The following is a 16,054-nucleotide window of genomic DNA, read 5'->3' on the forward strand; positions in this document are numbered from 1 at the left end:
GTTCAGAAACGACACAGCCCGCGGCGGTCGTCCGGCGCGGGCTGCGATCAGCAAAACCATTGCTGAAGTTCGTCAAACGAGCAAAAACTCCTGGAAGTTCTCCAGCGCCGAGATCCTGTGCGTGGTGCGCAGCGCCCGCACAGCGTCCATGACCGCAGCACGCTCTCCCGGCTTGATGTGAGTGATGTGCACATCGATCGCACCACCGAGTTTCTTGAGCTCTTCCCGGAGCGTCGTCGGGCACAAGTGCTTGCTGATGCCGGCCAGCCCACATTCCTCATCGCCGAATGCACACTCGATGATCAAGTGCGCCACCTTGATCTCAGAAAGCCGCTGCCAGAGCGCCGGGTTCGGGCCGGTGTCACCGGTGAAGACCCAGTGCCCCACCGCGCCCCCATCGACAGCAAATCCCACCGCTGGCACCGTGTGTGCGGCGCTGATGACCTCGATGCGTCGATCCGCCCCCAGGTCCAGCCGGTCACCGACGGCAAATTCGTGGAATGTCAGTGCCGGTCGCTCGGGTGACGGGAGGCGTGTGAAATCAGGCCAGATCACACCGTTGAACACGTGCGCGCGTAGTGCTTGCAGCGTTTCGGGCAGTGCGTGTACCTTGACTGGGGGCGACCAGCCTGCGCGCGTCGGCGCTGGACGGTGTCGGCCAACAGTCCGATCGCCAGCACATGGTCCAGATGCGAATGCGTGACCAGGATGTGGTCCACCTCGACCATCGCGTCCACGGTGAGCTCAGCCACGCCGCTGCCGGCGTCGATGAGCACATCGTCGTCGAGCAGGAAGGAAGTGGTCCTGTAGCCGGCCGCCAGGGCTCCGGCGCAACCGAGCACGCGAATCTTCATGCGGGAGACTGTAGAGGCACCCTCGAGCGGCGCTAAGCGCCGAATCCTCGATTCGAAGATTTATTGCTGTCGCTTACGCGACCTCGGCCCGATGCCGTGAAAACATGCACGCGCGTAGGTGTTCGCCCGACAAAAGCGAATCATCTCGATACAGGATGGCGCGCCAAAACCACGCCCGTCCCACGAGCCGCCAGAAGCGAAAAGGGCCCCACAGGGCCCTTCCAATCGCGATGGCCACGATCAGGCTTGAACAAACTGCATCTGTGTACCCGCCAGTTCAATCACGTCGCCGTTCTTCAGGGGAACCGATTCGGCCGTCAAAGGCGCGCCATTCACCACCGGTCTAGCACCGCCCTCAACGTGCGCGAACACATAGCCGCTTGGCCGCTTGGTGATCGACGCCACCTGGACACCGGGCTTGCCCACGGTCGTCACGACCTTGGTGAGCGAAACCTCGCGACCTGCGGCGGGTCCGTTCAGCACCTTGATCGCGGCTGGCGCTGTCGACACCGGGGCTGGGCCCAATCCACCGAACGACGACGGCAGACCGAAGCCGCTGCTCGGGGCAGTGCCGGGGCGCAGGATCATCGTCTTCTCGTAGTCAGCGTTGTCTTCGATCAGGAACTTGATCTTGTACTTGCCGACCTCGATCACATCGCTGTGCGACAACAACTGCTTCTTGATCGCCTTGCCGTTGATGTACGTGCCGTTGGTCGAGTTCAAGTCCTCGATGAAGACATCCGCCCCGACCATCTGCAGCACGGCGTGTTCGCCGCTGACCGCCAGGTTGTCGATGACGATGTCGTTGTACGGCCGCCGGCCGAGCGTGGTCTTGTCCTTGGTGATCTGCACTTCCTTGATCACCACACCGTCGAGCGACACCACCAGCTTGCCCATGCTTGACCTCGAGTCCTGTCTTTATTTGTAGAGGGCCGCCTCAACGGCGCCCATTGTTGCGACTGAATGGCCACCACGCCCATGGCTTGGTGCGACTTTCCGCGCGAACCAGAACGATCGCAATATTATCCTTGCCGCCCATGTCATTGGCCGTGTCCACCAGCGCCTGCGCCGCTTCGGGCAGATCGTTGTGGCTTTGAAGCACTTGCGCAACGCTGACGTCATCGACCATGTCGGAAAGACCATCGCTGCACAGCAGGATCTGATCCCCGGGCAGCAACTCGTGCTGGTGTACCTCCAGCATCACCGTATCCTCGACGCCAACGGCTCGCGTGACCAGATTCTTGTTGCTGCTGAAGACGGCTTCTTCCGGCGTCAGTAGACCTGCATCGAGCTGTTCCTGCAGCAACGAATGGTCACGCGTCAGTTGCACGAGCTGGCCTTCTCGAAATCGATAGGCCCGCGAATCGCCCACGTGTCCCAGCAACAGGCTTTGCTCCCGGAACACGGCCAGCACCAGCGTCGTCCCCATGCCCGCATAACGCGGATTGGTATTGGCGGCGTTGAAGATCGCCCGGTTGGCGTTGTCCACGCAGATGTCCATCGCGCGCCGAACATCGATGTCGGTCGCATGCTGACCGGCTTCGGCCAGCCATCGCCCCAGCTCCGACTTGATGAAGGTCGTCAGCATCTGGCTGGCCACCTCCCCGGCGTTGTAGCCCCCCATGCCATCAGCGAGCACTGCGAGCCCGACACCCGGTTCCAGGGCAACCGAGTCTTCATTGTTGTCGCGCACACGACCGGTATCGGTGGCGCTGAAGAACTCCAGGGTCATGTCTTGCTGGCGGGATCGGCTGGGGGAAGGGGATTGTGCACTGCGCCCTGGGACTGTAGCCGCAAAGTTTGCTCGAATGCCTGTCCCGCCGGTGGGGGGTGTGGCGCCTGTGCTATTGGCCAGTTCCACCGGAATCTGGCTCAACACCGACTCCAGATCCTGTGCCAGCGTATCACCGCGCTGGTATCGCAATTCCGGGCGTTTTTCCAGCGACAGCGCCACGACCATCGCCAGCGACTCCGGCAGTTCGGGCCGGAGCCGCCGCACATCCGGCGCTGGCTGATTCATGATCTGGTGCATCAGCGTGGCCATCGACTCGGTCTGGTGCGGCAGATGACCGGTCAGAAGCTGGAACAGCATGGCCCCCAGCGAATAAAGGTCACTGCGACCATCCACCTGCAGACCTGCCAGTTGCTCCGGCGACATGTAGGACGGCGTGCCCAGGACCAGTCCCGTGCGCGTCCGGCTGCCGTCCGCGACACGCGCGATCCCGAAGTCCATGATCTTCACGCTGCCGGACTCCCGTTCCAGCATGACGTTGGCGGGCTTGATGTCGCGATGGACGACGCCATGACCGTGCGCGTACTGCAGCGCCCGCCCCAGGCGCGCCCCCAGCAGCAGCACCTCGCGCAGGGGCAGCAGCTGCCCGGGTCGCGTGTGGTGGCTCAGGTCCTGTCCGACGACGTATTCCATCGCGATCCAGGTTTCGCCGGCGCATTCGCCGGCGTCCAGTACGCGCAGGATGTCGGGATGATCCAGGTGCCGGGCCGCGCTCGCCTCACGCATGAAGCGGTCCCGGACGTCGATCAGGTCCTCCGGCGCGAACTCGCGTTGCAGCGCCAGGCGCTTGATCGCGACGGTCCGGCCGTTGCGGCGATCCACGGCACGATGGACGACCGCCATTGCGCCGCGCCCCAGCTCCTCGCCGATCTCGTAGTCGTCGAGTGCCACGCCGGCAGCGCGTGGCATCGGCTGCGTCGTCGGCAGGGTGTCGGACGCACCCAGTCCCTCGTCGTCAGACGCACCCCGGCCCAGCAGTCGCTTCAGGAAGCCGGAGGCGCTCATGACATGGCGGGCCCTTCGTCAGGCTTGCGCCGGCCGGCGCGCGGCCAGCAGCTTGCCGACGAGCAGGACGAACAGCGCGCCGCCGACGCCCAGGGCGTAATACACCTGCGGCAACACTTCCGTCGTGCCGGGCTTGCTGCCCGGCTGCATCGGCACCCAGCTGTTGAGGGCCGGATCGGTCACCAGCATCGTGCCGGCGATCCACCCCAGCAGCATCGCGCCGAGCGTGATCACGATCGGGAACTTGTCCATCAGCTTGATGACCAGCTGGCTGCCCCAGACGATGATGGGGATCGACACCAGCAGGCCGAAGATCACCAGCGGCATCTGATGCTGGCCGCCCGCGCCTTCGGCGGCGCCTGCGATCGCGATGACGTTGTCCAGGCTCATCACGAAGTCCGCAATGATGACGGTCTTGACCGCGCCCCAGAGCTTGTCGCTCGCTTCCAGCTTCTCGTGGCCGTCCTCAGCCTCCGGGATCAGCAGCTTGATGCCGATCCACAGCAGCAGCACACCGCCGACCAGCTTCAGGAACGGCAGCTTGAGCAACGTCAGCGCAAAGAAGATCAGCACGACGCGCAGCACGATGGCACCGGCGGTCCCCCAGAGGATGCCTTTGGTGCGCAGATTGGGCGGCAGCTTGCGGCAGGCAAGCGCGATGACGACGGCGTTGTCGCCGCCGAGCAGGATGTCGATCAGGATGATCTGGCCGACGGCGAGCCAGAACTCGGGGCTGGTGAGCATGTCCATGTGGGGGAACCCGCGCCGGGCCTCGCGCAACGAGGGCCCAGTCTAAAGCGTTGGAGGGGCAAACGAAGGAAGGGGCCCGATGGGCCCCTTCATTGGTTCGGGGGTGCGGCTGGATTGTCCGCGCCCGCCCCCGAAACCGCAGTGCGTGAAATTACGCAGCAACGGCTTCTGGCATCAGGTTTTTCCTGCTACTTACAGCAGGCCTTTCAGCAGCTTGGCCATTTCGGACGGGTTGCGCGTCACGGTGAAGCCGCACTCTTCCATGACGGCGAGCTTGGCGTCGGCCGTGTCGGCACCGCCCGAGATCAGCGCGCCGGCGTGGCCCATGCGCTTTCCGGGAGGCGCGGTCACGCCGGCGATGAAGCCGACCACCGGCTTCTTCATGTTGGCCTTGCACCAACGGGCGGCTTCCGCTTCGTCCGGTCCGCCGATCTCGCCGATCATGATGACGGCGTCGGTGTCCGGATCGTCGTTGAAGGCTTGCATCACGTCGATGTGCTTCAGACCGTTGATCGGGTCACCGCCGATGCCGACGGCCGAGGACTGGCCCAGGCCGATTTCGGTCAGTTGCGCCACCGCTTCATAGGTCAGCGTGCCCGAGCGCGAGACCACGCCGATGCGACCCTTGCGATGGATGTGGCCGGGCATGATGCCGATCTTGATCTCGTCGGGCGTGATCAGGCCGGGGCAGTTCGGGCCCAGCAGCAGCGTCTTCTTGCCGCCGGCCAGTTCCTTGGCCTTCATCTTGTTGCGCACTTCCAGCATGTCACGGACGGGGATGCCTTCCGTGATGCAGATCGCCAGGTCCAGGTCGGCCTCGACGGCTTCCCAGATCGCGGCGGCGGCGCCGGCGGGCGGCACATAGATCACCGACACGGTCGCGCCGGTCTGGGCGGCGGCTTCCTTCACGGTGCCGTAGATGGGGATGTCCGAGAACTTCTCGCCCGCCTTCTTCGGGTTCACGCCGGCAACGAACGCGTTCTTGCCGTTGGCGTAGGCCTGGCAGCCCAGGGTGTGGAACTGACCGGTCTTGCCCGTGATGCCCTGGGTGATGACCTTGGTGTCCTTGTTGATGTAGATGCTCATGTCGTATTCCTTGGCTGGGTCTGCGGCTTACTTGACGGCGGCGACGATCTTGGTCGCGGCTTCGGCCATGGTGTCGGCGGCGATGATGGGCAGGCCGGAGTCGGCCAGCATCTTCTTGCCCAGCTCCTCGTTGGTGCCCTTCATGCGGACGACCAGCGGCACGCTCAGGTTGACGGCCTTGCAGGCCGTGATGACGCCTTCGGCGATGGTGTCGCACTTCATGATGCCGCCGAAGATGTTCACGAGGATGCCCTTCACCTCGGGGTTCTTCAGCATGATCTTGAAGGCTTCGGTGACCTTCTCGGCCGTGGCGCCGCCGCCGACGTCCAGGAAGTTGGCCGGCTCGCCGCCGAACAGCTTGATGGTGTCCATCGTGGCCATCGCCAGGCCGGCACCGTTCACCAGGCAGCCGATATTGCCGTCCAGCGAGATGTAGGCCAGGTCGAACTTCGAGGCTTCGATTTCAGCCGCGTCTTCTTCGTCCAGGTCGCGGTAGGCGACGATTTCCGGGTGACGGAACAGGGCGTTGGCGTCGAAGTTGAACTTGGCATCCAGGGCGACCAGGTTGCCCTTGGAATCGCAGTTCAGCGGGTTGATTTCAACCAGCGACGCGTCCGTGTCCATGTAGCACTTGTACAGCTTGGCGAACAGGTCGACGGCCTGGTCCACCGAAGCGCCGCTCAGGCCGATGGCCGCGGCGATCTTCTTCGACTGCTCGGTCGTGATGCCGGTCAGCGGATCGATGTACTCGGTGATGATCTTCTCGGGGGTCGAGTGGGCGACTTCCTCGATGTCCATGCCGCCTTCGCTCGACGCGATGAAGGCCACCTTCTGCGTGCCGCGATCGGTCACCAGCGAGACGTACAGCTCGTTCTTGATGTCCGCGCCTTCTTCGATGTACAGGCGGCGGACCTTCTGGCCGACCGGGCCGGTCTGGTGCGTGACCAGCTGCATGCCCAGGATCTGCTCGGACAGCGCCTTCACGTCGTCCAGGCTCTTGCCCAGCTTGACGCCGCCGCCCTTGCCGCGACCGCCGGCGTGGATCTGCGCCTTGACCACCCAGACCGGGCCGCCCAGCTTCTGCGCGGCCTCGACCGCCTCTTGCACCGTGAACGCGGGAATGCCGCGCGGCACCGGCACGCCGAACTGGCGCAGGATTTCCTTGCCCTGGTACTCGTGAATCTTCATAGGGAGGTCTCGCTTGATGGATGAATCAGGAAGAAGCAACCGGTGCCGCGGACGCTCCGCGGTGCCGGCTTGGAGAGGAGGTTTGCAACGCCGGATCCAGCCGGGCCACCGCGACAAGGCACCCGTCGTCGCGGCCATAGGACCGCGCGTCGACGGAGCGACGGGGATGCGGTGGATGGCGCTCGGGGGAGGCGGAGGAAGACATAAAACCGATGCAAACACGCGAAAACACGCCCGCGGACGAACGCCGGCGGGCTGTTTTGCGAAGCCGAAAATGTAGCATGCTGCGTTGCATCAAGCCCTTGGCGCGGTTGAGACGCGCACCGGCGTGGGCTTGTCAGCGCGTCGCAAGGTGCTCATGACGCACGAAGTTTCGGGGAGTTTCAGGCGCTGTCGCTCTTTCAGGCGGCACGACCCATCGTCGGACCCGAGTTCCTCGCCAGACCTCACGCGTCGTCGTCGCTGCCCGCAGCCACCTGACGGACCGCACGGCGCGCAAGGTCCCCGCCGAAACCCCGTCCGATGAGAAAGCGAAGGCGCTTGGCCAATGCCGCGGCGTCGATGGACGGGCCGTCGCCGAACTTCCGTCTGAGCAGTTCGCAGGCTCGCTCAAGTTCACCGGCCGCCAGCGTCGACCGCTGCTCCGCGTCCAACGAGAGCCCATGCTGGGCGAGCTCCTGCTCGATGCGCCGCTGGCCGAAACGCTGCGAACGCACATGGATGCGGGATTCGACGAACCGCGACTCGTCGAGATATCCGTTGGCCTTCAGCCAGTCGAGCACGGCGTCGACCTCTGGGGCGAGGTCCGGCGACTCGCTGTCCTTCACGAACTCATCGAGAGACGCCTCCGAGCCCTCGACGGCCGCTTCGTCTTGCCGGTCGCGCGCGATGCGCAGCAGCTTGCGCCGCAGCTCCATCGCGCTGTGCTCACGCTGCGCGAGCAGCGCCACCGCGCGAGCCTTCAGCGACAGCGGTTGCGAGGCACGACCCCGCCGACCGTCGGACGGGGGCATGCGTGCGCCCCGCGTTTACTCGGCGTCGCCGCCGGGCGCGGCGCCCAGCAACGGGATGCCCAGCGAGTCGCGGATCTTGTTCTCGATCTCGACCGCCAGATCCGCGTTCTCACGCAGGAACTCGCGCGCGTTGTCCTTGCCCTGGCCGATCTTCTCGCCGCTGTAGGCGTACCAGGAGCCAGCCTTCTCGACGATCTTGGCCGCGACACCCATGTCGATGATCTCGCCCTCACGGCTGATGCCTTCACCGTAGAGGATGTCGAACTCCGCCGTCTTGAACGGCGGCGCCACCTTGTTCTTCACGACCTTGACCTTGGTCTCGGAGCCGATGACTTCCTCGCCCTTCTTGATCGAGCCGATGCGGCGGATGTCCAGACGCACCGAGGCGTAGAACTTCAGCGCATTGCCGCCGGTGGTCGTTTCCGGGCTGCCGAACATCACGCCGATCTTCATCCGGATCTGGTTGATGAAGACGACGGTGCAGTTGGTCTTCTTGATGGTGGCGGTCAGCTTGCGCAGCGCCTGGCTCATCAGGCGGGCCTGCAGGCCGGGCAGGGAGTCGCCCATCTCGCCTTCGAGTTCCGCCTTCGGCGTCAGCGCGGCGACCGAGTCGATGACGATCAGGTCCACCGAGCCGGAGCGCACCAGCGAGTCCACGATCTCCAGGGCCTGCTCGCCGGTGTCGGGCTGGCTGATCAGCAGTTCCTGCAGGTTGACGCCCAGCTTCTGCGCGTACTGGACGTCCAGGGCGTGCTCCGCGTCGATGAAGGCGCACACGCCGTCCAGCTTCTGCATCTGGGCGATGACCTGCAGCGTCAGCGTGGTCTTGCCCGAGGATTCCGGCCCGTAGATCTCGACCACGCGGCCGCGCGGCAGACCGCCGACGCCCAGCGCGATGTCCAGGCCCAGCGAGCCGGTGGAGACGACCTGGATGTCCTCGATCTTCTCGCCTTCGGCCAGCCGCATGATGGAGCCCTTGCCGAACTGCTTTTCGATCTGGGCGAGGGCGGCCTGCAGGGCCTTGGCTTTTTCGGTGTTGGCGTTCTTCACGGGGGCGTCCATGCAATCTTCTCCTGTTGGCTGCGACGGATTATGGCGCAATCTGTATATCTGTACAGTGGTTTGTCGAACCTGCCGGGCCACTTTGCAGCGCCGGTGTTGATCGATGCAGCCATCTTAGGCAGCAGGTCGCTCACTGGATGAGCCAGTCGCCGCCAACCCCCTCCTTTCCATCATTGGTGGGAAATGTCCCCCCGCGAACCTGTCGCCGGCCTGACCCCGCACCTCCGGCAGCCGCTTGGCAGACGCCTCGGAAACGCCTAGGGAACACCAGCGGGCCGCTCCCTAGAATGTCTTCATAACCAGAGGGGACGACACATGCGCATCTTGATCGCCGAAGACGACCAGGTCCTGGCCGACGGCCTGCTGCGTTCGTTGCGGGCATCGGGTTGCGCCGTCGATCAGGTTGGCAGCGGCAGCGAAGCGGATGCGGCACTCGCGTCCCACGAGTTCGACCTGCTGATCCTTGACCTCGGCCTGCCCAAGCTGCATGGCCTGGAGGTGCTAAGACGCCTGCGCGCTCGCGGCTCGTCTGTTCCGGTCCTGATCCTGACCGCCGCGGACAGCATCGAGGAACGCGTCAAGGGGCTGGACCTCGGCGCCGACGACTACATGGCCAAGCCGTTCTCGCTTCAGGAGCTCGAGGCCCGCGTGCGGGCGCTCACGCGCCGCGGCCTGGGCACCGCATCCAGCGTGATCCGTCATGGCCCGCTCACCTTCGACGCGACCGGCCGTGTCGCCTACATCAACGAGCAGATGGTGGAACTCTCGGCCCGCGAGTTGTCGTTGCTGGAGGTGCTGCTGCAGCGCGCCGGGCGACTCGTCAGCAAGGACCAGCTCGTCGAGCGGCTGTGCGAATGGGGCGAGGAAGTCAGCAACAACGCGATCGAGGTCTACATCCATCGACTGCGCAAGAAGATCGAACAGGGACCGATCCGCATCGCCACGGTACGCGGCTTGGGCTACTGCCTTGAGAAGATTCCCGGCTGAGCGGCCGCATGGCGGCTGATTCCTCCGGCCACCGCTCGCTGTTCGGCGAGATCCTCGACTGGATGCTCGCGCCCCTGCTGGTCATCTGGCCGATCAGCGTCGCGCTGACCTGGCTGGTGGCGCAGGGCATCGCCAACAAGCCGTACGACCGCGAACTCGACGAGATGGCGCGCACGCTCGGGCTGCAGGTCGTGACCGAGCCGGCGCCGGGCGACGCGGCGGCGCGCCGCGGACGCTCGCGGTACGCGCTCGCGCCGGAAGCGGCTGCGCTCCTGCGCGCGGATGAATCCGACACCGTCTACTACCAGGTGCTCGGCCTGCGCGGCGAACTGCTCAGCGGCGACGCGCAGTTGCCCGTGCCCGAAGTGGAACCGCCTATCGTCCCCTGGGAGGTCAACCGTCGCTTCGACGAGGTCAACAACGAGGCCGTGCGCATCTCCTACCTGTGGGTGGTGCCGGAGGGGATGGCGGGCAGCGACAAGATGATGCTGGTGCAGGTCGCGGAGACGCTGGGCAAGCGCTCGCGGCTCACCAACGAGATCATCAAGGGCGTCATCCTGCCGCAATTCGTGATCCTGCCGCTGGCGGTGCTGCTGGTGTGGCTGGCGCTGGCGCGCGGCATCGCGCCGCTGAACGATCTGCAGCGACGCATCCGATCGCGCGACAGCTCGGACCTGAGCCCCATCGACGAACAGCGCATCCCCGACGAGGTCGCGCCACTGGTGCAGGCCATCAACGATCTGCTGGAGCGCCTCGACCAGTCGATCCGCTCGCAGAAGCATTTCCTGGCCGATGCCGCGCATCAGCTGAAGACGCCGCTCGCAGGCCTGCGCACGCAGGCCGAGCTGGCACAGCGCGAGATCGACGAGGGCCGCAGTTCACCGGCGGAGCTGCGACGCTCGCTGAAGCAGATCGCGGTGTCCAGCCAGCGCGCGGCGCACATGGTCAACCAGCTGCTCGCGATGGCGCGCGCCGAGGACCAGGAGCACGCCGCGCGGCGCAGCGAGGTGAACCTCGCCGTGCTGGCGATCGAGACCGTGCGGGACTTCGTGCCGCGCGCAATGGAAAAGCGGCTGGATCTCGGCTACGAAGGTCCCGAGGCGAGCCAGGCCAGTCTGCGTGTCAACGGGCATCCGCTGCTGATCCGCGAGTTGATCCGCAACCTCGTCGACAACGCGCTGCTCTACACGCCGAGCGGCGGCACGGTGACCGTGCGTGTGGTCGAAGACCCGTTCGGGCAGGTCTGCGTGCTGCAGGTGGAGGACTCGGGACCCGGCATCGCCGAGTCGGAACGCGAGCAGGTCTTCCAGCCGTTCTACCGCGCACTGGGCACCAACGTCGACGGCTCCGGCCTGGGGCTCGCGATCGTGCGCGAGATCGTCCAGCAGCACGAGGCCGAGATCGCGGTCGACGACACGCGGGCACGTCGGCAGGCGGAGTCGGAGGGCGTCGGCCCCGGCGCGCGCTTCACCGTCCGGTTCGCGGCGCATCCGTTGTCGAACGCCGCCGCCTGACGTCCCGCCGTCCGCTCAGCGCTGCGTTCCGCCCCGGCTCTTGGCGATCGACATCAGCATCCCGAGCGACAGGCCCAGCGTCACCATCGCGGTCCCCCCATACGAGATGAACGGCAGCGGCACGCCCACCACGGGCAGGATGCCGGTGACCATCCCCATGTTCACGAACACGTAGGTGAAGAAGCTCAGCGTGATCGCCCCCGCGAGCAATCTCGAGAACAGCGTCGGTGCCTCGTGCGCGATCGCCAGTCCGCGCAGGATCAGCGCGGTGAAACCGATCAGCAGTCCTGCCGCCCCGATCAGTCCGAACTCCTCGCCGTAGGCGGCGAAGATGAAGTCGGTGGTCCGCTCCGGAATGAACTCCAGATGCGTCTGCGTGCCCTTCATGAAGCCCTTGCCGGTCACGCCGCCCGAGCCGATCGCGATCTCGCCCTGGATGATGTGGAAGCCCTTGCCCAGCGGATCCTTCGTCGGGTCCAGCAAGGTGCAGACGCGGTCCTTCTGGTAGTCCTTCAGCACCACCCATTTCACGTCGGGCTGGCAGATCTGGTCCTCGCTGAACACCAGCGCCGTGATGCCAGCACCGGCCAGCACCAGCGCCGGGATGATCAGCTTCCAGGACAGCCCGGCGAAGAAGATCACGTACAGGCCCGCGCCCAGCACCAGCAGCGAGGTACCGAGGTCCGGCTGCTTCGCGATCAGGCCGACCGGCACGACGAGCAGGAGGAACGCGGCGATGAAGTCGGGCAATCTCAGCTGCCCTTCGCGCTTCTGGAACCACCACGCCAGCATCAGCGGCACCGCGATCTTCAGCAGCTCCGACGGCTGGATCTGCGTGCCGACGTACAGCCAGCGTGTCGCACCCTTCTTCGTGATGCCGAACAGCGCCACCGCGATCAGCAAGGTCACCCCGAGGGCATACAGCGGCAGTGCGAGCTGCATCAGCCGCTGCGGCGGCACCTGGGCGGTCACGAACAGCACGCCCATCGCCAGCACCATGTTGCGAGCGTGATCGACGAAACGGGTGCCGTGGTCGTAGCCGGCCGAATACATGCACATGAGGCCCAGCCCCATCAGCCAGGCCATCGCGAGCAGCAGCGGGATGTCGAATCCCTGGAACAGCGGCTTCACGCGCTGCAGCAGGCTGGGTTTGCTGAAGACGGCGCTCATCGTGAGGCTCCCGACGTGGGACGTGGTGCCGCCGCGGCGGACCGCGTGGCTGCCATGGGCGGTTTCGGCGACGTGGCGGGCGTCGACGCCGGCGCGGAGGCCGCCGAGGACGCCGACTCCGGCGCGCTCGCCGCGGCGTTGGGCAGCGGGATGTCATCGACGCGACGCGGCGTGCCGATCGGCGCGCCGACCTGGCCGAGCCGCACCTTGGCGATGTCCTCTTCGCTCGGATACGTGCCGGTGAGCACGTAGTCGTACACGCGGCGCGCGATCGGCGCCGCCGATTCGGATCCGAAGCCCGCGTTCTCGACGATCAGCGCCACGGCGATCGTCGGCGCCTGGTACGGCGCGAACGAGATGTACAAGGAATGGTCCCGCTTGCGCTCGTCCGCCTTGATGCTGCTGTAGGTCTGGCCGGCGCGCAGGCCGACGGCCTGGGCCGTGCCGGTCTTGCCGGCGCTCTGGTACTGCGCCCCGGCGAACACCGCGCGTGACGTGCCTTCCAACGTCACGTCATGCATCGCGTTGCGGATCACGTCGACATCCGCCTTGCGCAGCGCCAGCGGCGCCAGCGCATCGCTCGCGACGCGCCGCTGCGTATGCTTGACGACGTCCTCGATCTCCCGCACCAGCCGGGGCCGGTAGCGCTCGCCGCCGCTGGACAGCGTCGACATCGCCGTCGCCAGCTGCAGCATCGTGAAGTTGTTCTGGCCCTGGCCGATCCCCAGCGAGATCGTCTCGCCGGCGTACCACTTCTGCTGATCCGGCCGCTTGAACGCGCGACGCTTCCACTCGGTGCTGGGCAGCAGGCCGGTGACCTCGCCCTGCAGGTCGATCTCGGTCTTGCGGCCGAAGCCGAACGGCTCGAGCTGGTCGTGGATCATGTCCACGCCCATCTCGTTGGCCAGCGAATAGAAGTAGACGTTCGACGACGTCACGATCGCCAGCCGCATGTCCTTCGGTCCGGCGCGGTCGCCGGTCGCGCTGCCGAAGACACGTCCGCCGAAGCTGAAGTTCAGGTTGTCCTGGATCACCACGTTGGCGGCACGCTTGCCCGTGTTCAACGCGGCCATCGCCATGTAGGGCTTGAAGGTCGAGCCCGGCGGATAGGTGCCGCGCAGCGCGCGGTTCAGCAGCGGCTTGTCGATGTCCTCGTTGAGCTCGCGCCAGCTGTCCACGTCGATGCCGTCGACGAACAGGTTGGGGTCGAAGCTGGGCTTGGACACGAAGGCCAGGACCTCGCCGGTGCGCGGGTCCATCGCGACCAGCGCGCCGCGGCGGTCGCCGTAGAGGCGTTCCACCAGCGCCTGCAGCTTGATGTCGATCGACAGGTGCAGCGTGTTGCCCGGCGTCGGCGGGCGGTTGCGCAACCGGCGCACCGCGCGGCCGCCGGCGCTGGTCTCCATCTCCTCGAATCCGGTCTGGCCGTGCAACTCGCGTTCGTAAGCCTGCTCCAGGCCGAGCTTGCCGATGTATTCGGTCCCGCGGTAGTTGGCGACGTCCTCTTCGGACCAGTCGTCCATCGACTTCTTCTCCGCCTGGTTGATGCGGCCGATGTAGCCCAGCAGATGGGCGCCGACGTCGCCCAGCGGATAGTTGCGGAACAGCCGCGCCTTGATGTCCACGCCGGGGAAGCGGAAGCGCTGCGCGGCGAAGCGGGCCACCTCGGTGTCGGTCAGCTTCGTGCGGATCGGCAGCGACTCGAAGTTCTTGCTCTCTTCCATCAGGCGCTTGAACCGGCGACGGTCGCGCTGCTGGATCTCGATCACCGCGGACAACGCGTCGATCGTGCGCTCGAGGTCCGGCACCTTCGACGGCGTGATCTCCAGCGTGTACGCCGAGTAGTTGCTCGCGAGCACCACGCCGTTGCGGTCGACGATCAGGCCGCGGTTGGGCACGATGGGGACGACGGAGACACGGTTGGTCTCGGCGCGCTCGAGCAGCGTGTCGTGCTGGGTGATCTGCAGGTAGACGAGCCGCGCGACGAGCAGGCCGAAGCAGAACAGCACGAACGCGGCTGCGGCGAACAGCCGCAGCCGGAAGCGGCTCAGCTCCGCCTGGAGGTTCTTGATGACCGTCATCGCGGGCCCGATCACGGCGGGCTCAGAGCGGGCGGTGCGCGTCGGGATCCGGCGCGCGGCGCTGGGGCGCCAGCAGGAGCGCCGCGGCGACCGGCCACAACGCCGCCTGCAGCAGCGGCGCCAGCACGAGGCTCCAGCCCGGCCACATGCCGCCCACGATCAGCCGGACGATCACCGCGATGGTCGTGGCGAGCACGAACAGCGGCAGCACATGCAGCGCCTGAGCGCCCAGCGTGAACCACAGCAACCGGCGATGCAGCGCGACCGCGCCGAAGGCGAGCAGGCTGTACGCCAGCGCGTGCTGTCCGAGCAGCGCGCCGTGATGCACGTCGATCATGAGGCCGAACACGAAGGCCCAGCCGACACCGACGCGGCGCGGCTGATGGACATTCCAGAACACGAGCACCAGCGCCAGCACATCCGGCATCCAGGGTTGGCGGCCGACGGGCACCATGTCGATCAGCAGGCCGACGACCAGACTGAATGCGATGAACAGGGGGTTGGCGGGCAGCAGCAGCTGGCTCGCGCCACGGGGCATGATCATCGGGTGCCTCCTTTGGGCGCGGAGGCGGCCGAGGCCGCGCGAGCGCGCGCCGGCCTGCTGGCGGCTTCCGCGGCAGCGGCGATGGCCGAACTGGCCGCTTCCTGCGCGGCCTCGGTGCGCGCCGATTCCTGCCCTTCCAGCGGCTCCAGCACCAGCACGTGACGCGCGCTGTCGGGCTGCGCGATCGGCGCCAGGCCGACACGTGCGAAGCTGGTATCGCCGCGGCGTTCCACCTCGGCGACCTTGGCCACCGGCAGGCCCGGCGGGTAGAGCCCGTCCAGGCCCGAGGTCGCGAGCGCGTCGCCTGGCTTGATGTCGGCGTTGGCGGCGATGAAGCGCAGCTCCATCACGCCGCGCTCGCCGCCGTAGGCGACACCGCGCTGCTGCGTGCGGGTATTGAGCACGGGAATGGTGGCATCGCGGTCGGTCAGCAGCGTCACCTCCGCGGACAGCGGATAGACCCGCGTCACCTGACCCAGCACGCCCGCGTCGTTGACCACCGGCGCGCCGAGCCGCACACCGCCATGGCCACCGCGGTCGATGATGATCCGGCGCGAGAAGGGATCCGGCGCCTCGTAGAGCACCTCGGCGGCGAGGCCCTTGACCGGCAGCGCCTCGCGCAGGTCGAGCAGCGCGCGCAGGCGCGTGTTCTCGGCCTGCAGCTGCGCGGCGCGGCTCAGGATGACCGCCTGCGAGGCGAGCTGCTGCCGGGCCTGGTTCTCGGCCGCGGTGGCCTTCTCCATGCCGCGGGCGTAGTCGCCGGCCTGCTCCCATGCATCGACGGGCGCCAGCAGCGCGCGCTGCAGCGGATGCAGCGCGAGCGCCAGCCCCGCGCGGGCGGGCGCCGTGAACTGGAAGCGGGAGTCCGCGACCATGAGGAAGATCGCCAGCGCTGAGCAGAAGGCCAGTTTCGTCAGTGCGGACGGGCCTTCGCGGAACAGCGGCGGTGGATTTCGATCCAGGGTGCCGAGCGGCATGAGAGGGATCTCAGACTTTCAAATGATCCGA

Annotated in this window: 15 protein-coding genes and 1 pseudogene; 2 read left to right on the forward strand and 14 right to left on the reverse strand. The window is 66.5% G+C overall.

Annotation, left to right across the window (positions count from 1 at the left end):
* Positions 1–72: 72 nt before the first annotated feature.
* The 10 genes and pseudogenes from ACQ859_RS01345 to recA all read right to left on the reverse strand — a co-directional run bounded on the left by ACQ859_RS01345 (position 73) and on the right by recA (position 8,750).
* On the reverse strand, positions 73–567 hold the full coding sequence (locus tag ACQ859_RS01345) for a hypothetical protein (RefSeq protein ID WP_431264283.1): 495 nt from the start codon (positions 565–567) through the stop codon (positions 73–75).
* Positions 552–854 carry a hypothetical protein gene (locus ACQ859_RS01350; protein ID WP_431264284.1) on the reverse strand — a complete coding sequence of 101 codons (303 nt, stop codon included), beginning with the start codon at positions 852–854 and terminating at the stop codon, positions 552–554. Before ACQ859_RS01350 ends, ACQ859_RS01345 begins: the two co-directional genes overlap by 16 nt.
* A gap of 240 nt (positions 855–1,094) precedes the next feature.
* Positions 1,095–1,751, reverse strand: coding sequence for an FHA domain-containing protein (locus ACQ859_RS01355; protein WP_421036986.1), 657 nt, complete (start codon positions 1,749–1,751; stop codon positions 1,095–1,097).
* Between the two features lie 40 nt (positions 1,752–1,791).
* A complete protein-coding gene (locus ACQ859_RS01360; RefSeq protein ID WP_431266702.1) occupies positions 1,792–2,586 on the reverse strand; it encodes a Stp1/IreP family PP2C-type Ser/Thr phosphatase in 795 nt (264 codons plus the stop codon).
* Positions 2,587–2,781: 195 nt separating this feature from the next.
* Positions 2,782–3,651: pseudogene (locus ACQ859_RS01365) on the reverse strand (serine/threonine-protein kinase); the annotation flags it as partial.
* Positions 3,652–3,669: 18 nt separating this feature from the next.
* Positions 3,670–4,401: a TerC family protein gene (locus tag ACQ859_RS01370; protein WP_431264285.1), complete on the reverse strand. Its 732-nt coding sequence runs from the start codon at positions 4,399–4,401 to the stop codon at positions 3,670–3,672.
* 192 nt (positions 4,402–4,593) lie between these two features.
* Positions 4,594–5,487, reverse strand: coding sequence for a succinate--CoA ligase subunit alpha (sucD, locus tag ACQ859_RS01375; protein ID WP_067280677.1), 894 nt, complete (start codon positions 5,485–5,487; stop codon positions 4,594–4,596).
* Positions 5,488–5,514: 27 nt separating this feature from the next.
* Entirely contained in the window at positions 5,515–6,675 is a 1,161-nt protein-coding gene (gene sucC / locus ACQ859_RS01380; protein WP_431264286.1) for an ADP-forming succinate--CoA ligase subunit beta, read from the reverse strand.
* 446 nt (positions 6,676–7,121) lie between these two features.
* Positions 7,122–7,625: a regulatory protein RecX gene (locus tag ACQ859_RS01385; RefSeq protein WP_431264287.1), complete on the reverse strand. Its 504-nt coding sequence runs from the start codon at positions 7,623–7,625 to the stop codon at positions 7,122–7,124.
* A gap of 78 nt (positions 7,626–7,703) precedes the next feature.
* The gene (recA, locus tag ACQ859_RS01390) at positions 7,704–8,750 is read right to left on the reverse strand and encodes a recombinase RecA (protein ID WP_088408665.1); all 1,047 of its coding nucleotides are present in this window, start codon (positions 8,748–8,750) and stop codon (positions 7,704–7,706) included.
* Between the two features lie 315 nt (positions 8,751–9,065).
* Between recA and ACQ859_RS01395 the strand changes: the two genes are divergently transcribed.
* Complete coding sequence (locus ACQ859_RS01395) at positions 9,066–9,737, forward strand: response regulator (RefSeq protein WP_067280662.1); 672 nt, start codon at positions 9,066–9,068, stop codon at positions 9,735–9,737.
* A gap of 8 nt (positions 9,738–9,745) precedes the next feature.
* Entirely contained in the window at positions 9,746–11,251 is a 1,506-nt protein-coding gene (locus ACQ859_RS01400) for a sensor histidine kinase (protein ID WP_431264288.1), read from the forward strand.
* Positions 11,252–11,266: 15 nt separating this feature from the next.
* Here ACQ859_RS01400 and rodA read toward each other — a convergent pair whose 3' ends face one another.
* Genes rodA through mreC form a run of 4 tightly spaced genes read right to left on the reverse strand, consistent with a single transcriptional unit; the run spans position 11,267 to position 16,023 of the window.
* Entirely contained in the window at positions 11,267–12,421 is a 1,155-nt protein-coding gene (rodA, locus tag ACQ859_RS01405; protein WP_431264289.1) for a rod shape-determining protein RodA, read from the reverse strand.
* Entirely contained in the window at positions 12,418–14,502 is a 2,085-nt protein-coding gene (gene mrdA / locus ACQ859_RS01410; RefSeq protein WP_431264290.1) for a penicillin-binding protein 2, read from the reverse strand. Before mrdA ends, rodA begins: the two co-directional genes overlap by 4 nt.
* Before the next feature lie 22 nt (positions 14,503–14,524).
* A complete protein-coding gene (mreD, locus tag ACQ859_RS01415; protein WP_431264291.1) occupies positions 14,525–15,046 on the reverse strand; it encodes a rod shape-determining protein MreD in 522 nt (173 codons plus the stop codon).
* A complete protein-coding gene (mreC, locus tag ACQ859_RS01420; RefSeq protein WP_431264292.1) occupies positions 15,043–16,023 on the reverse strand; it encodes a rod shape-determining protein MreC in 981 nt (326 codons plus the stop codon). The genes mreD and mreC overlap by 4 nt, the downstream gene beginning before the upstream one ends.
* Positions 16,024–16,054: the final 31 nt, after the last annotated feature.

The organism is Roseateles chitinivorans, assembly GCF_050632235.1.
Taxonomy (GTDB): Bacteria; Pseudomonadota; Gammaproteobacteria; order Burkholderiales; family Burkholderiaceae_C; genus Roseateles; species Roseateles chitinivorans_A.

What these genes read in the sequence shown, in the direction of transcription:
- mreC (WP_431264292.1), bottom strand. Translation starts at nt 16,023, where the DNA reads ATGCCGCTCGGCACCCTGGATCGAAATCCACCGCCGCTGTTCCGCGAA.
- ACQ859_RS01360 (WP_431266702.1), bottom strand. Translation starts at nt 2,586, where the DNA reads ATGACCCTGGAGTTCTTCAGCGCCACCGATACCGGTCGTGTGCGCGAC.
- sucD (WP_067280677.1), bottom strand. Translation starts at nt 5,487, where the DNA reads ATGAGCATCTACATCAACAAGGACACCAAGGTCATCACCCAGGGCATC.
- ACQ859_RS01370 (WP_431264285.1), bottom strand. Translation starts at nt 4,401, where the DNA reads ATGGACATGCTCACCAGCCCCGAGTTCTGGCTCGCCGTCGGCCAGATC.
- sucC (WP_431264286.1), bottom strand. Translation starts at nt 6,675, where the DNA reads ATGAAGATTCACGAGTACCAGGGCAAGGAAATCCTGCGCCAGTTCGGC.
- ACQ859_RS01395 (WP_067280662.1), top strand. Translation starts at nt 9,066, where the DNA reads ATGCGCATCTTGATCGCCGAAGACGACCAGGTCCTGGCCGACGGCCTG.
- ACQ859_RS01400 (WP_431264288.1), top strand. Translation starts at nt 9,746, where the DNA reads ATGGCGGCTGATTCCTCCGGCCACCGCTCGCTGTTCGGCGAGATCCTC.
- mreD (WP_431264291.1), bottom strand. Translation starts at nt 15,046, where the DNA reads ATGATCATGCCCCGTGGCGCGAGCCAGCTGCTGCTGCCCGCCAACCCC.
- rodA (WP_431264289.1), bottom strand. Translation starts at nt 12,421, where the DNA reads ATGAGCGCCGTCTTCAGCAAACCCAGCCTGCTGCAGCGCGTGAAGCCG.
- ACQ859_RS01355 (WP_421036986.1), bottom strand. Translation starts at nt 1,751, where the DNA reads ATGGGCAAGCTGGTGGTGTCGCTCGACGGTGTGGTGATCAAGGAAGTG.
- mrdA (WP_431264290.1), bottom strand. Translation starts at nt 14,502, where the DNA reads ATGACGGTCATCAAGAACCTCCAGGCGGAGCTGAGCCGCTTCCGGCTG.
- ACQ859_RS01350 (WP_431264284.1), bottom strand. Translation starts at nt 854, where the DNA reads ATGAAGATTCGCGTGCTCGGTTGCGCCGGAGCCCTGGCGGCCGGCTAC.
- recA (WP_088408665.1), bottom strand. Translation starts at nt 8,750, where the DNA reads ATGGACGCCCCCGTGAAGAACGCCAACACCGAAAAAGCCAAGGCCCTG.